At 59.2% G+C, this 14,682-nt stretch carries 13 protein-coding genes; 8 read left to right on the top strand and 5 right to left on the bottom strand.

Features of this window, described 5'->3' with window-relative positions:
- Position 1 precedes the first annotated feature (1 nt).
- Both N018_RS11245 and cobM read left to right on the top strand, forming a co-directional pair.
- Complete coding sequence (locus N018_RS11245; RefSeq protein WP_025389607.1) at positions 2-451, top strand: cobalamin biosynthesis protein; 450 nt, start codon at positions 2-4, stop codon at positions 449-451.
- A 35-nt stretch (positions 452-486) separates the two neighbouring features.
- The gene (gene cobM / locus N018_RS11240; protein ID WP_025389606.1) at positions 487-1,236 is read left to right on the top strand and encodes a precorrin-4 C(11)-methyltransferase; all 750 of its coding nucleotides are present in this window, start codon (positions 487-489) and stop codon (positions 1,234-1,236) included.
- A 242-nt stretch (positions 1,237-1,478) separates the two neighbouring features.
- On the opposite strand, the gene N018_RS11230 is transcribed toward cobM, so the two are convergent.
- Positions 1,479-4,961, bottom strand: coding sequence for an indolepyruvate ferredoxin oxidoreductase family protein (locus N018_RS11230; RefSeq protein ID WP_025389604.1), 3,483 nt, complete (start codon positions 4,959-4,961; stop codon positions 1,479-1,481).
- A gap of 174 nt (positions 4,962-5,135) precedes the next feature.
- Between N018_RS11230 and N018_RS11225 the strand changes: the two genes are divergently transcribed.
- Positions 5,136-5,603, top strand: coding sequence for an Lrp/AsnC family transcriptional regulator (locus N018_RS11225; RefSeq protein WP_024645332.1), 468 nt, complete (start codon positions 5,136-5,138; stop codon positions 5,601-5,603).
- Between the two features lie 193 nt (positions 5,604-5,796).
- Here N018_RS11225 and N018_RS27390 read toward each other — a convergent pair whose 3' ends face one another.
- The gene (locus N018_RS27390) at positions 5,797-5,952 is read right to left on the bottom strand and encodes a hypothetical protein (RefSeq protein ID WP_154219947.1); all 156 of its coding nucleotides are present in this window, start codon (positions 5,950-5,952) and stop codon (positions 5,797-5,799) included.
- Between the two features lie 147 nt (positions 5,953-6,099).
- Between N018_RS27390 and N018_RS11220 the strand changes: the two genes are divergently transcribed.
- Both N018_RS11220 and N018_RS11215 read left to right on the top strand, forming a co-directional pair.
- Positions 6,100-6,633, top strand: a complete 534-nt coding sequence (locus tag N018_RS11220) for a DUF4880 domain-containing protein (RefSeq protein ID WP_025389603.1) — start codon at positions 6,100-6,102, stop codon at positions 6,631-6,633.
- 97 nt (positions 6,634-6,730) lie between these two features.
- Complete coding sequence (locus N018_RS11215; protein WP_024645334.1) at positions 6,731-7,867, top strand: M14 family metallopeptidase; 1,137 nt, start codon at positions 6,731-6,733, stop codon at positions 7,865-7,867.
- A gap of 34 nt (positions 7,868-7,901) precedes the next feature.
- Here the strand turns inward: N018_RS11215 and N018_RS11210 are convergent, their stop codons facing one another.
- Positions 7,902-9,119, bottom strand: coding sequence for an MFS transporter (locus N018_RS11210; RefSeq protein WP_025389602.1), 1,218 nt, complete (start codon positions 9,117-9,119; stop codon positions 7,902-7,904).
- 108 nt (positions 9,120-9,227) lie between these two features.
- On the opposite strand from N018_RS11210, the gene N018_RS11205 reads away from it, so the two are divergent.
- Together N018_RS11205 and N018_RS11200 are read left to right on the top strand one after the other, a co-directional pair.
- On the top strand, positions 9,228-9,773 hold the full coding sequence (locus N018_RS11205; RefSeq protein WP_025389601.1) for a TetR/AcrR family transcriptional regulator: 546 nt from the start codon (positions 9,228-9,230) through the stop codon (positions 9,771-9,773).
- A gap of 76 nt (positions 9,774-9,849) precedes the next feature.
- On the top strand, positions 9,850-11,154 hold the full coding sequence (locus tag N018_RS11200) for a leucine-rich repeat-containing protein kinase family protein (RefSeq protein ID WP_025389600.1): 1,305 nt from the start codon (positions 9,850-9,852) through the stop codon (positions 11,152-11,154).
- 21 nt (positions 11,155-11,175) lie between these two features.
- Here N018_RS11200 and N018_RS11195 read toward each other — a convergent pair whose 3' ends face one another.
- Positions 11,176-11,880, bottom strand: a complete 705-nt coding sequence (locus tag N018_RS11195; protein ID WP_025389599.1) for a YebC/PmpR family DNA-binding transcriptional regulator — start codon at positions 11,878-11,880, stop codon at positions 11,176-11,178.
- Positions 11,881-12,205: 325 nt separating this feature from the next.
- Between N018_RS11195 and N018_RS11190 the strand changes: the two genes are divergently transcribed.
- Positions 12,206-13,831 carry a type VI secretion system Vgr family protein gene (locus tag N018_RS11190; protein ID WP_025389598.1) on the top strand — a complete coding sequence of 542 codons (1,626 nt, stop codon included), beginning with the start codon at positions 12,206-12,208 and terminating at the stop codon, positions 13,829-13,831.
- Here the strand turns inward: N018_RS11190 and N018_RS11185 are convergent.
- Complete coding sequence (locus tag N018_RS11185) at positions 13,818-14,591, bottom strand: enoyl-CoA hydratase (protein ID WP_025389597.1); 774 nt, start codon at positions 14,589-14,591, stop codon at positions 13,818-13,820. The two genes, N018_RS11190 and N018_RS11185, sit on opposite strands and share 14 nt — an antisense overlap.
- Positions 14,592-14,682 lie beyond the last annotated feature (91 nt).

The following is a 14,682-nucleotide window of genomic DNA, read 5'->3' as shown; positions in this document are numbered from 1 at the left end:
AATGCCGACCGGCATCAGGCCTGATCCACCGAACGTTCAACCCGACGCGCCCCTGGTGGTCGGGCTGGGCTGTCGGCGCGGTTGTTCGGCGGCGACCTTGCGTGAGCTGATCGAGAACAGCCTCCGCGCGATTGATCTGGAGATCGGCAGCGTCACCGCGCTGGCGTCCATTGACCTGAAAGATCAGGAACCCGGTCTGCTCGAACTGGCCAGGCAACTGGCGGTGCCACTGGTGTTCTTCAACGCCGCGCAACTGGTGGCGTGGGAGCTGCATCTGACGCACCGCTCTGCGCAGGTCTTGCAGACCACCGGCTGTCACGGTATAGCCGAAGGTTCGGCGCTGGCACTGGCCGCACAGCTGGGCAACGGCACAGCGCGGCTGGTCATCGAGCGGCAGAAAAGCACTCAGGTGACATTTGCCTTGGCAACCTGCCCCATTGCGGGCGGATAATTGCAGCACTCGCGTATTCATTTCCGGAGAATTCATTGACCGTCTATTTCATTGGCGCAGGTCCTGGCGATCCCGAGCTGATCACCGTCAAGGGCCAGCGTTTGATTCGCACCTGTCCGGTGATTATCTACGCGGGCTCGCTGGTGCCGCTGGCCGTGCTGGAAGGTAATCAGGCGCTGCAAGTGACCAACAGCGCCGAGTTGCATCTGGAGCAGATCATTGATCTGATCAAGGCCGCTGATGCACAGGGCCAGGACGTGGCCCGCGTACATTCCGGCGACCCGAGCCTGTACGGCGCCATTGGCGAGCAGATTCGTCATTTGCGGGAATTGGGTATTGCGTACGAAATCATCCCCGGCGTGACCGCCACTGCGGCCTGTGCTGCACTATTGGGCGTTGAGCTGACGCTGCCGGATGTTTCCCAGAGCGTTATTCTGACCCGTTACGCCGACAAGACCTCGATGCCGAGTGGCGAAGCGCTGGCGAGCCTCGCCAGCCACAGGGCGACCATGGCAATTCATCTGGGGGTGAAAAACCTGCAGCGGATTGTCGAAGAGCTGACCCCGCATTACGGTGCCGACTGCCCGATAGCAGTGGTACACCGCGCCAGTTGGCCGGATCAGGACTGGGCGCTCGGTACGCTGGCAGACATTCAGGAGAAAGTGCAGGCCAAGGGCTTTCGGCGTACCGCGCTGATTCTGGTCGGCCGCGTGCTTGCTGCCGATCATTTCAGTGAGTCGTCGTTGTATCGGGCCGGGCATGCACATTTGTTCAGGCCTGAATAGCAGATGACTCTCGTGCCGCTCGGCGTTACACACGTACGCTTTTGATTCTGACCTTAGGCCGTAGGGGCGAACCTGTTCGCGAAAAGGCCGGTATGAAAGTCGGAAATGCGTCGTCTGAAACGATGTCTTCGCGAACAGCAAGGAGCGTGGGAACGGGAAAGCATTCCCACGGAGCGTCCAGAACGGCATGCCAACACTTGAGCATTGTCGCGAAATCAACCAGTAGCAGGACGCTCACCTCATCAAGCAGCCACCTCATACAGCTTCGGCGCGACCCTTTCGCCGCTTTCCAGGCTTTTGCGCAGGATATCTGCCTGCAAAGCCGCAGCTTTCATGGCATTTTCCTTGATGTAGCCATAACCGCGGATCTTTTCCGGCAGACGCGCCAGGCTCAACGCTGTGTGGCGGTTGTGGGCCTGAAGATGTTGCAGGATCAGTTCGATATCGCTGACGTAGCGGTCGATCAGCTCCCTCTCCTGCCTGCGCTCGAGGCTGCGACCAAAAGGGTCGAGTGCCGTGCCGCGCAGGAATTTGAATCTTGCCAGCACATCGAACGCACGCAGCATCCAAGGGCCGAAGCTGCGTTTGCGCGGCTGACCGTTGTGTGGATCGCGCTTGGCCAGCCAGGATGGAGCCAGGTGAAACTCCAGTCGATAGTTACCTTCGAATTGCGCCTCCAGCTGCCGGGTGAAATCGCCATTGCTGTACAGCCGCGCCACTTCATATTCATCCTTGTAGGCCAGCAGCTTGAAGTAGTTGAAGGCTACCGCTTCGGTCAGCGCCAATTCTTGACCGGGGAACGCTCGCGATTCCGCATCACGTACTCGTTGCACCAGCCCCAGATAACGCTCGGCATACGCGCTGTTCTGATACTGCTGCAAGGTGCCGACGTTGTCGTGAATGCGCTGCTCCAGACTTAACGGTTGTGGTTCGCTGACCTGCTGCTGCGGATTGACGAACGCTTCGACAGCGGCGGGATCATGCGCAGCACGACGCCCCCAGAGAAACGCCTGTTGATTGAGGCTCACGGCGACACCGTTGAGCTCGATAGCTTTTTCGATGGCCGCCGAGGTCAGCGGGATCAGCCCAAGCTGGAAGGCATACCCCAGCATGAACAGGTTGCTGGCAATGCTGTCGCCCATCAAGTGGGTCGCCAGTGACGTGGCTTCGACAAAATGGGTCTTGTCGACACCCACCGCGTCAATAATGGTCTGTTTCATCGCTTCGGCCGGAAACACAGCATCCGGATTACGGGTGAATTCAGCCGTCGGGGTTTGCTGACTGTTGACCACCGCATGGGAAATCTTGCTGTCGAGCTTGGCAATCGCGTCCGGACCGGCTGCCACCAGCAAATCACAGCCCAGCAGCAGATGCGCCTCACCGGCAGCAATGCGTACCGCAAACAAATCCTGCTGGCGCGCTGCGATGCGGATATGGCTGACCACCGGCCCGAATTTCTGCGCCAACCCGGCCTGATCAAGCACGCTGCAGCCCTTCCCTTCCAGATTGGCGGCATAACCGAGCATCGCACCGACGGTGGTGACACCTGTCCCGCCGACGCCGGGCAGCAGAATGTTGAACGGCCGCTCCAGCGATGGAAGCACAGGCTCTGGCAAACGGGCAAAGGCGTCGACCTGCTCAGGCACCACAGGCTTGCGTAATTTACCGCCATGCACGGTGACAAAGCTTGGGCAGAAACCCTCGACGCAGCTGAAATCCTTGTTGCAGGCACTCTGGTCGATTTCCCGCTTGCGCCCTTGAGCGGTTTCCTTGGGCAGTACGGACAGGCAACCGGATTTGACGCCGCAATCCCCGCAGCCTTCACACACGGCCGGGTTGATCAACGCGCGCTTTTCCAGATCAGGCATCGTGCCGCGCTTGCGGCGGCGGCGCTTTTCGGTGGCACAGGTCTGGTCGTAAATGATGACCGAGACCCCTTTGAACTCACGCAATTCGCGCTGCACGCTGTCCAGATCACGACGGTGATGAAAGCTGGTGATCGGCGCAAACCCTTCACGGTTCGGATACTTGTCCGGCTCATCGGAGACCAGCGCAATGCGCTGCACGCCTTCGTTGAATACCTGGCGGCTCAGTTGATCGACCCGCAGAACGCCGTCAATCGGCTGGCCACCGGTCATGGCCACTGCGTCGTTATAGAGAATCTTGTAGGTAATATTGACCTTCGAGGCCACAGCGGCACGCAGCGCCAGGTGCCCGGAGTGGAAATAGGTGCCGTCGCCCAGATTCTGGAAGACGTGAGGGGTTTCGGTAAATGGCGCCTGACCGATCCAGGTCACGCCCTCGCCGCCCATCTGGGTGAAAGTCTCGGTTTCGCGATCCATCCAGATGGTCATGTAATGGCAGCCGATCCCGGCCAGGGCACGGCTGCCTTCCGGCACGCGGGTCGAGGTGTTGTGCGGGCAGCCGGAGCAGAAATGCGGCGTGCGCTGGGTGTTGAACAGCGGAGCCTGGAGTGCCTTTTCCTTGTCGCTGAGAAATTGCAGGCGCGCGTCGATCTGCGGGCTGCTGTAGAACGGCGCCAGACGCTTGGCGATCACTCTGGCAATCATCGCCGGGGTCAGCTCACTGAGGTTAGGCAGCAGCGAACGGCCCTGCTCGTCGAATTCGCCGACCACCACCGGGCGGCGGTCCACCGGCCAGTTGTACAGCTGGCCGGTCAACTGATCTTCGATGACGCTGCGTTTCTCTTCGACCACCAGAATCTCTTCCAGCCCCTCGGCAAAGTCATGCACCGACACAGGCTCAAGGGGCCAGCTCATGCCGACTTTGAGCACGCGGATGCCGACCGTGTCGCACAGGTCCTGATCAATACCCAGTTCTTCAAGCGCCTGACGCACGTCAAGATAGGATTTGCCGGTGGTGACGATGCCGAGCCGCGGCCGGGCAGAATCAATCACCACTTTATTGAGCTGGTTGGCCCTGGCAAACGCCCTGGCCGCATAGATTTTGTAGGTATTGAGGCGAGCTTCCTGAGCCAGCGGTGGGTCCGGCCAGCGAATGTGCAGACCGCCCTCGGGCAGTACAAAGTCTTCAGGAATACGCGTCTTGATCCGCAACGGATCGACTTCCACCACCGCCGAAGAATCGACGTTCTCGGCAATGGTCTTCATGGCCACCCAGCAACCGCTGTAGCGCGAAAGCTCCCAGCCGATGATGCCGTAGTCGAGAATTTCCTGGACATTACTCGGGTTGAGCACCGGGATCATCGAGGCGATGAAGGCGTGTTCGCTCTGGTGCGCGATGGTCGATGATTTGCAGCCATGGTCATCGCCCGCCAGAATCAGCACGCCACCATTGGCCGCGACGCCTGCCGAGTTGCCATGCTTGAAAACATCGCCACAGCGGTCCACCCCCGGCCCTTTGCCGTACCACAGCGCAAACACGCCATCGTATTTTCCGTGCGGGAACAGATTGACCTGCTGGCTGCCCCATACCGCGGTGGCTGCAAGCTCTTCGTTGATCCCTGGTTGAAAATGGATGGCGTTCTGCTGCAAGTAGTCCTTGGCGTCCCACAGACTCTTGTCGAGATTACCCAGCGGCGATCCCCGATAGCCAGAGATAAACCCGGCGGTGTTCAAGCCCTGCGCCTCATCGCGCTGCTTTTGCAGCATCGGCAGTCGGGTCAGCGCCTGTGTGCCAGTCAGGTACAGATTGCCAGTGGCAAGGCGGTATTTATCATCCAGACGAATATCAGCCAGGGACATGCGGGTACCTCTCTTGTTCTTATAGTGGGTCAGGTCTTTGCACCGGGACGGTCCAGCCCGGCAGCCTTGGCATTAGACTGCCTGTAGCAAGGCGGCTTTTTCTTTCTAAATGCGCGCAAATCTGCTGATATTGAGCATGCTTTTTTCGGCCATAACAAAAAACAAGGTCAATTCATGCAGCCCAAATTGAGCCCCATCGATCGCAAGATCCTTCGTTTGCTGCAACACGACGCTAATTTGTCCGCAGCAGAAATCGCCGAGCGTGTCGAGCTGTCGCAATCGCCTTGCTGGAGGCGCATTCACCGGCTTCAGGAAGAGGGTGTCATCGAGCGCACCGTCGCCCTGCTGAGTACGCAGAAGCTTGGTCTGAGCATGACGGTGTTTGTCGAGGTCAAGCTGTCAGGTCACGGCCGGCGCTATCTCGCCGAATTCGAGGAGGCGATCATCGGCCACCCTGAAGTGCTGGAGTGCTACACCATGGCGGGCGGGATGGATTTCATGCTCAAGGTGGTAGCGCAGGATATCGCCAGCTATGAACGCTTTCTGCGCGACCACTTGCTGCAACTGCCTCACGTGCATGAAGCCCACTCCAATATCGCCATGAGCACGGTAAAGCGCACCACGGAATTGCCGTTGGAATAGACGAGTATCGGAGGCTGCTGCAGGAGGGATAATCCGCCAGGCGTGCGCTGGCGGATTATTTATTTCGATGAGGGCAATAAAAACATTTGATTTTCAAATGATAATGATTATTATTGCTTCAGCGGTTCGCGAGAACCGCCGGGTAACCAGGAAGTCTTAGGTCGGCTTCCTGATTATCTCCTCATCAGGCTAATCACGGTTTTTGACCCGGCTTTTTAGCCGGGTCTTTTTTTGGTTCTTTCTTTTGGTTTCGCTGCTTCAGGCTAATGAAGTCTGGGGTGTTGCTATAAACCACTTGCTGTGTAGCGATGGCGCGAATCATAGCAAACCAGAGCTTGATCGGGGTCATGATTTACGGCCAAAAGCAGCCGAAGTCGACACATAAAAAGTAAATGCAGTGATTTTCCACTTGAGAATGATTCTCTATTTTTTAGTCTACTCTGTACACGGACGAAACGAGCCACGACCTTCATGAAAGATCAGCGAGCGATACACCATGAGTAATCAGCTCTCATCTTCCTTGCATCTGCCAGCCCGCCTGCCCCATCCGCAACCGACGCTGGAAACGGTCGAGCTCAGCAACAGGCTGCGCACGCTGTCGCACCGCACGTTGCAAATATTCCTGCTCAGCCGTGTCGACGGCTTGCCCTATGCAGACATCGCCCTGTTCATGAACGTCGAGGTCACCAGAGTGGAGCGCGCCATGTGTCGCGCGCTGGGCAAGGCACATGTTTACGCCAGCGGTGAAAGCAGTACCGTTCAGGATCAGGCCAGTCGCTGGTACGTGCATCTGCAAAGTCCTGCTGCAACGGCCAGCGAGCGGATCGAGTTTCGTCACTGGCTGGACGCCGATGCCGCGCACCTGTCCGCGTTTCAGAACAGCGAGCGCGTGTGGCGCCAGTTGCAGGCACCTGCCTTGCTGCTCGGCGCGTCAGGCTGGCATCGACGCAAGCGTCGCGCCTATCTTGCGTGGTGCCTGTTGACCGCGTTCGTGTGCAGCCTGATGGTCACCGCCGAAGCGATTTCCTGAACACCGGATGACCGTTGCAGAGAACTTTACGTCGCGGGGCCAAGGGGTGATCGGTGTACAGTAGCTGCCTGAAATGCTACGTACACAGGAAGCCACCGTGACCCTCACTATCAGCGCAGATTTCGACAGCGGTAATATCCAGGTTCTGGATGTCAGCGACCCAAGGCGCATCAGCCTGGCCATAGGGCCGGATACCCAAAGCGCGCACTTTCAGTGGTTCCACTTCAAGGTCGACGGCCTGAACGTCGGAGAGCCTCACACATTCAGCCTGAGCAACGCCAGCGAATCCACGTTCAACAGCGCCTGGAGTGGCTACAACGCAGTCGCGTCCTACGACCATCAGAACTGGTTTCGCGTGCCGTCCAGCTTTGATGGCAAGGCGCTGAATTTCAGCCTTTCCCCTGAACAGCCGCATGTCTGGTTTGCGTACTTCGAGCCCTACAGCCGCGAGCGCCATGACTGGCTGATCGGACAGGCGCAGGAAAAAGCCGATGCGCAGTTGCTGGCCACCGGTAAAAGTGTCGAAGGCCGGGATATTCAGCTGCTGCGCAAAGGTGATGGTGCCGAGGGCAAGCGCAAGATCTGGATCATCGCGCAGCAACATCCCGGCGAGCACATGGCCGAATGGTTCATGGAGGGCGTGATCGAACGCCTTCAGCAGCAGGATGACGCAGCGTTGCAAGCGTTGCTCTCCCGCGCCGACCTGTATCTGGTGCCCAACATGAACCCGGACGGTGCATTTCACGGCCACTTGCGCACCAACGCCAACGGCAAGGACCTCAACCGCGCCTGGCAGGACAGCACACCCGAGCAGACGCCGGAAGTGTTCTTCGTCAAACAGCAGATGGAAAAGTACGGCGTCGACATGTTCCTCGACGTCCATGGCGACGAAGAAATCCCGTACGTATTCACCGCTGCCTGTGAAGGAAATCCGGGCTACACCCCCCACCAGCAACAGCTGGAAGAACGCTTTCGCCGCCGTCTGGGCGAAGTCACCGTGGACTTCCAGAACGTCTACGGATACCCGCGTAGCGCCAAAGGCCGGGCCAACATGAATCTCGCGGCCAATGCGGTCGGCGAGCGCTATAAATGTCTGTCGCTGACCCTGGAGATGCCCTTCAAGGATCACGACAATGCACCGGACCCGGTTACAGGCTGGTCAGGCAAGCGCTCCGCGCAACTGGCCAAGGATGTGCTGAGCGTGCTGGCAGAGATGGTTATCGATTTGCGCTAAGCGCTATTGACCGACGGCGATCCCAAATGCCCACTTACGCGTGGGCATTTTTTTCCTTACCGCTGCCAACCTGCCGCACGATCAACCCAGCCAGTGCCAGCAGCGCCAGAATGATCACCACCGCTCCGTAGACATTGCTGGTCATCACCAGGCCTGCACTGTGCGCGCAGTAGCCTGCGATCAACGCCGGTATGCAGAACGCCAGGTAACTGAGCACCAGAAATGCCGACATCAACCCTCCCCGTTCATGGGCATGCGCCATTGGCATAAGCATCCGCAACGCGCCCAGAAAGCTTGATCCGAAACCGATGCCTGCCACCACGGCACCGACGAAGAACAGCCACAGCAACCCCAGATTGACCGCCAACAGAATCACTGACACCCCAAGTGACAGAAAGCTCGCGCCCACCCACAAACCCAGTACCGGCTCGCGTTGGCGCAGGAGCAGAATGGCCAGTGCGCCGCTGAGGGTCAGCGCTGCGACGGCAAGGCCGCCATTGAGCGGCGAGGTCGAGCCGGTCGCCGCCACCAACAAAGACGGGCTCAAGGACAGAAAGAAGCCGCCCAGCGCCCAGGCGGCGATGTCCACCGGCAGCACCAGCCAGAGCATACGCCGCGCCTGCTGCGGGACGTGCAACGATGGCCGGAGAGATCGCCATACGCCTGGCTGAGGACTTACGGTTTCTGTGACACGACCGAGATAAATGGCCTGAATCACAAAGGCCGCCAGCAGGAAACAGTAGGCAAGCATCAGCGGCAACGGTGCGAATTGCACCAGCAGCGCGGTACCCAGTGCGCCGACCGCCATGCCGAGCATCGGCGAAATACTGTTGATCACTGGCCCTTTGACCTGATCGCTGTCCAGCAAGGCCGCGCCTAACGCACTGGCCGCAAGACCGGTGGCAAAACCCTGCAACAGGCGCGCGGCAATCAGCCAGGTAATATCCCGGGCAAAAATGAACAGCAGCATCGAGACGATCTGCATCAGCAATGCGCCGAAAATCACCGGGCGACGACCCAGGTAGTCAGACAGCGAACCGCCCGTCAGCAATGCGGCCAGCAGGCTGAACGCATACACGGCAAAAATCAGCGTGAGCATACCGGCAGAGAACCCCCACGCTTCCTGATACAGGTGATAGAGCGGTGTCGGCGTACTCGATGCGGCAAAGAAACACAGCGTCGTGAAGGCGAAGAAACCGAGGTGGCTTTGTGCTCGCCCCTCAGGCTGCGGGTTCTGCAAAGAAACGGACATGGGTACACTCCCCGCTGCAACAATTTAATTTAAAGCCAAAAATTAGCTTTTGCGGAGTGTGCGACTGAGTGCCGCTTAAAGCAAATACTTTGTGTTAAGGTCTGCCGTATGGCTATCAAAGAAGCAGTACGCACCGGCGGCCGCAGTGCCAGAGTGCAGGAATCCATTCACCGCGCCGTCCGCGATCTGTTGCTTGAACATGACCGCTCGGCCATCAGTGTGCCCATGATCGCGGCTCAGGCCGGGGTCACGCCGTCGACCATCTACCGGCGCTGGGGTGATCTGACCACGTTGCTGGCCGATGCAGCCCTTGAACGACTGCGTCCTGAGGCACCGATGGATCACGGCAGCCTGCGTCAGGACCTGCTGAGCTGGAGCGAAATGTACCTGGACGAAATGTCCTCGGCACCCGGCCGGGCGCTGATGCGAGATGTCGCCGCCAGCACGGCCGGTTGTGTCGGAAAATGCGCGGCGATGGTACGTGAACAGTTGCAGACCATCATTGACCGCGCCGCCGAGCGCGGGGAACTCGCGCCGACAGCCGACGACATGATTGACGCCATCGTCGGACCCATGATTTACCGGATTCTGTACGCCGAGTCCCCACCTGCACTCGACCGCGTGCAGCAATGGGTGGACCGCTGCCTGGGCTGAAGCATCGCTCGCAACAGCCTGCACGCGAAACTCCCGTATGATGCGCGCCTTGTCCGATCAATGACTGAACCGACTCATGCATACCCTCGCAGACTTACGCGCCGGCAAACTGGCAGGCATCAAACGGCTGGACCTCTCTTGCGCGCTGAGCGAGTTTCCACCAGAGATATTCGATCTGGCGGACACGCTGGAAGTGCTCAACCTCAGTGGTAACGCGTTAACCTCCCTGCCCGACGATCTTCATCGGCTCACACACCTGCAAGTACTGTTCGGCTCCGACAATCTGTTTACACATTTGCCGGAAAGCATCGGTCGCTGCCAGAACCTGCGCATCGTCGGCTTCAAGGCCAACCGCATCGAGCAGGTCAGTGCAGCAGCGCTGCCACCCCGGCTGCGCTGGCTGATTCTGACCGATAACCGGATCGAGTCGCTGCCTGACGAACTGGGGCGCCGTCCCGATCTGCAAAAGCTGATGCTCGCTGGCAACCGGCTGAGTGCCCTGCCTTCGACCCTGGGCGCCTGTCACAAGCTGGAGCTGATCCGTATCGCCGCCAACCGGCTGACCGAGCTGCCTGACTGGCTGCTGCGCCTGCCTGCGCTGGCGTGGCTTGCCTATGCTGACAATCCGCTGTGCCCGGAACATGCCGCAGCGCCGATCCGCCAGATTCCGTGGCCACAACTGAGCCTGCGCCAGCGCCTGGGCGAAGGTGCGTCGGGTATCATCCAGCAGGCGGTCTGGCACAACGAAACCGAAGAGCGGGCAGTTGCCGTCAAGCTGTACAAGGGCAGCGTCACCAGCGACGGCTCGCCGCTCAATGAAATGGCCGCGTGCATCAGCGCAGGCAACCATGAACATCTGATTGAGGTGCTGGGGCAGATCACCGGCCATCCCGCACAGCAAAGTGGCCTGGTCATGGAGCTGATTGCGCCCGACTTCAGCAATCTGGCCGGTCCCCCCAGCCTTGAGTCGTGCAGCCGCGACGTTTACGCCAGCGATACGCGCTTTTCGCTGCCGGTGCTGTTACGCCTCGCCACAGGTATCGCTTCGGTCACTGCGCACCTGCATGCCAGCGGCATCACCCATGGTGATCTGTATGGGCACAATATTCTCTGGCAGAACGACGGCAATTGCCTGCTGGGGGATTTCGGCGCAGCGTCTTTCCACCCGTCATCGGCCGCAGGCCATGCGCTGGAGCGCATCGAGACGCGGGCTTTCGGGATTCTGCTGGGGGAGTTGTTGGAGCGATGTGATGAGCACCCACATCACTCAGCCATGATCGACGGCCTTCAGGCACTTCAAGCCAGATGCATTCAACCTGAAAGCCATCGCCGACCGGCACTTGAAGAGATTCTGCGAACGCTACAGGCATGGAGCGCTTAAAGCGCTCCAGCTCTGCGCGGATCAGCCAGCCAGGCCGACGTAGACGTTCTGCACGTCGTCGTGATTGTCGATGGCTTCAAGAAACGCTTCGACCTCGGCCATTTGCTCTTCGGTCAGGCCGTCCACGGTGCTTTTCGGGCGATAGCCCAGTTGCGCCGATTGCACCGTGAAACCGAATTCCGGGAGCTTTTTGCAGACTGCGTCCATGTCGGTAGGCTCGGTCAGGAACAGTGTCGCACCCTCTTCACCCGGTTCGCAGTCCTGGGCACCGGCCTCGATGGCCGCCTCGTCTGCATCAGCGTCCGGTGAAGCAGAAACCGCTTCGATCATGCCCTGATACAGAAAATCCCAGGATACCGAACCCGCAGCGCCCAATTGGCCTTTGCGGAACAACACGCGAATTTCGGAGACCGTACGGTTGATGTTATCGGTCAGGCACTCGACGATAACCGGCACACGGTGCGGGGCAAAGCCTTCGTAGGTCAGCCGTTCGAAGTTGACGCTTTCGCCCAGCATACCCGCACCCTTTTTGATGGCACGTTCCAGGGTTTCACGCGGCATGGAGGCCTTTTTGGCCTGCTCCACGACCAGTCGCAGGCGTGAGTTCATGTCCGGATCGGCCCCGGCGCGGGCCGCGATCATTATCTCCTTGGACAGCTTGCCAAACGTGCGTCCCTTGGCATTGGCTGCCGCTTCTTTATGCTTGACCTTCCACTGTGCGCCCATGTCTGCTCTCTTGATCCGATAGGCGCCTTGCGGCCTGCGCCTGCAAGACAGGCAGAACGCGGCAATGGCAAGACGCTGAAAAATGGTCGCCGGCCAATATCCCCGTCCGGCGCGGCGCATTTTATACGCGATCACGACAGATGAAACCCCCGCTGGGCACATTGCCTGACGAACTCGCCAGGATCGCGATTGATTCGCCGGGGTGCAACGCTCTCAGGCACGCCATAGCTTGTAGTCCTTTTCCGAAAAAACAGGCGGCAATGCTTTTCCGGAACGGTATTTCGTAACCTTCGCACCCTGAATTTCAAGGTGAGAGAGCCATCGGATGTACGAAGACCAGCAAGCGCCAGTCACCCTGACAATCGCCGACTGCCAGGCAGACCTGCGCGTCATCAGTTTCAACGGCCTGGACGCCCTCAATGAGCTGTATCGCTTCGATATCAAACTGGTTGGCAGCGATCCTGACCTCAACCTCGACAGTCTGCTCGAACACGGCGCATTTCTGAGCTTTGGGCAGGTCGATCAGGGGTTCCACGGGCGAATAAGCCAGGCCAGCCTTATCTACAGGGGTGAGCACTTGAGCCTCTACCATCTGCTGCTGATGCCGTCGCTGGAAAAGCTCGCCCGGCGACAGCAGCGCCATGTCTATCAGGACCTCACGGTTCCACAACTGATTACTCAGTTGCTTGAGGCGCATGGCATAGAAGCCGACGCTCAGCGCTTCGACCGCCTGACAGGTCTGTATCCCCCGCGAGCACTGTGCATTCAGTACGACGAAAGCGATCTGCATCTGCTGCAACGCCTGTGCGAGGAAGAAGGTATCCACTTTCGCTTTGAGCATGATGCCGAACGTCACCGCCTGGTGTTTTCAGACGATCCGGCCAGTTTTCCGCAGCAACCGGTGCCCATCCGGTTCGGGCATGCGCAACAGGATGGCACGTGCCCGCCGACACTGCTGCATATGGCTGAAACACTGTCGATGCAGAGCGCGCTGCGCCAACATGCCGAGTACCTTGGCGAGGATGACTCACCTCTATTTCCGGCACGCACCCGGCAACCCGAATCGCCTGCTGCCAACCAACCGTTCGAATCCGGAGGCAACGCGGGCCCGCGCACTCATCAACAGGCCCTGCTCCTGCAACACGGCGCACGCAAGCTGGAGCGCCTGCGCTGTGAACGCCGCACTATCAGGGGACGAAGCAATCACGCGGCACTGCGCAGCGGGCAGATCATCCAGGTGCTGGATCACCCCGAGCGGCTGCTCAACGATCAATGGCTGCTGACTGAAGTCAGCCACAGCGTTCGGCAGTTGCGGGTGCTCAGAGGACTGAATCCGCACGACATACTCGCCATCCTGCGTATTCTTGCCGATGAACAATCGGTATTGACCGACACTGATCCGATGCCCGGCAATGGTTACCGCAATTGCTTCAGCGTCATACCCTGGGCAATGCCGTTTCGCCCGTCGCTGAGGCGGCAGCGCCCTGCAATGACCGACACTCACTTGGCTACGCTGATGCCCCCGTCCGATGACCGGGCGCAGCATCCGGGTTATCGACCGGTCAGCTTCGACTGGCAACGGGCTTCGTCCCAAGGCGACTCGCGCCCGCGCTGGCCATACGTGCAAATCGCTTGCGACACGGCGTACACACTGGCACCAGGCGCCCGCGTATTGATCCGCTACCTCGACAACAACGCAGACCGTCCGGTGATCTGCGCAGCACTGCCACAGCCAGAGGACGTCACCAGACCCTGCATCACTCTCGACGGCGTACTTGTCACAACGACCGGAGACCTACAGCTCGAAAACGGTCAGCGGCTGCACATTGCTTGCGGCGAAGCAATGACCTTGCACGGGCAGCAGGCTGCCATTCATATCGATGCACAGGGCGTCACGATCATCGGTGCAGTCTCTGTAACGGTGTCGTCAGCGCCCCTCAACAATCCTTGAACTCCGGCTTGCGCTTGTCGATAAAAGCCGTCATGCCTTCTTTCTGGTCGTGACTGGCAAATGTCGCATGAAACACACGACGTTCGAAGCGAATGCCTTCGGCCAGGCTGACTTCAAAGGCGCGATTGACACTCTCCTTGACCAGCATCGCCACAGGCAGGGACTTTTCGGCGATGACAGCTGCGACAGCCAATGCTTCCGGCAGCAACTGCTCCAGCGGCAGAACGCGGGCCACCAGACCGGCCCGTTCAGCTTCATGGGCATCGATCAGGCGGCCGGTCAGGCACATTTCCATGGCCTTGGCCTTGCCGACAGCACGGGTCAGACGCTGCGTCCCGCCCATTCCAGGCAACACGCCCAGGTTGATTTCCGGCTGGCCAAACCGGGCGTTTTCGGCGGCCAGAATGAAATCGCACATCAGCGCCAGCTCACAGCCACCGCCCAGCGCAAAACCGGCCACGGCAGCCACCATCGGTTTGCGTCTGGCAGCCACCCGGTCACTCTCGCGAAACAGGTCGTCGAGGTAGATCTGCGGATAGGTCAGGTCGACCATTTCCTTGATGTCCGCTCCAGCAGCGAACGCTTTTTCCGAGCCCGTAAGGACGATACAGCCAATGTCTGCGTCTGCTTCGAACGCATCCAGTGCGTGGTTGAGTTCGTCGATCAGGCGGGCATTCAATGCATTCAGCGCCTTGGGACGATTGAGGGTGATCACCCCGACGCCGCCTATAATCTTACTTAGAATGGTCTCGTAAGACATTGATAAATATCCTTTTCATATCCAAAGCCAATGCTCAGGCAAACTCTATAGAATCAACCTTTAAAATATCTTTTAACTCATTGTAATTAAA

It is taken from the genome of Pseudomonas syringae CC1557, assembly GCF_000452705.1.
Classification (GTDB): Bacteria; Pseudomonadota; Gammaproteobacteria; order Pseudomonadales; family Pseudomonadaceae; genus Aquipseudomonas; species Aquipseudomonas syringae_F.
The sequence above is the reverse complement of the archived record's forward strand: the minus strand, read 5'-3'. Positions and strand labels throughout refer to the sequence as shown.

What these genes read in the sequence shown, in the direction of transcription:
- N018_RS11245 (WP_025389607.1), top strand. Translation starts at nt 2, where the DNA reads ATGCCGACCGGCATCAGGCCTGATCCACCGAACGTTCAACCCGACGCG.
- N018_RS11230 (WP_025389604.1), bottom strand. Translation starts at nt 4,961, where the DNA reads ATGTCCCTGGCTGATATTCGTCTGGATGATAAATACCGCCTTGCCACT.
- N018_RS11225 (WP_024645332.1), top strand. Translation starts at nt 5,136, where the DNA reads ATGCAGCCCAAATTGAGCCCCATCGATCGCAAGATCCTTCGTTTGCTG.
- N018_RS27390 (WP_154219947.1), bottom strand. Translation starts at nt 5,952, where the DNA reads ATGACCCCGATCAAGCTCTGGTTTGCTATGATTCGCGCCATCGCTACA.
- N018_RS11220 (WP_025389603.1), top strand. Translation starts at nt 6,100, where the DNA reads ATGAGTAATCAGCTCTCATCTTCCTTGCATCTGCCAGCCCGCCTGCCC.
- N018_RS11210 (WP_025389602.1), bottom strand. Translation starts at nt 9,119, where the DNA reads ATGTCCGTTTCTTTGCAGAACCCGCAGCCTGAGGGGCGAGCACAAAGC.
- N018_RS11205 (WP_025389601.1), top strand. Translation starts at nt 9,228, where the DNA reads ATGGCTATCAAAGAAGCAGTACGCACCGGCGGCCGCAGTGCCAGAGTG.
- N018_RS11200 (WP_025389600.1), top strand. Translation starts at nt 9,850, where the DNA reads ATGCATACCCTCGCAGACTTACGCGCCGGCAAACTGGCAGGCATCAAA.
- N018_RS11195 (WP_025389599.1), bottom strand. Translation starts at nt 11,880, where the DNA reads ATGGGCGCACAGTGGAAGGTCAAGCATAAAGAAGCGGCAGCCAATGCC.
- N018_RS11190 (WP_025389598.1), top strand. Translation starts at nt 12,206, where the DNA reads ATGTACGAAGACCAGCAAGCGCCAGTCACCCTGACAATCGCCGACTGC.
- N018_RS11185 (WP_025389597.1), bottom strand. Translation starts at nt 14,591, where the DNA reads ATGTCTTACGAGACCATTCTAAGTAAGATTATAGGCGGCGTCGGGGTG.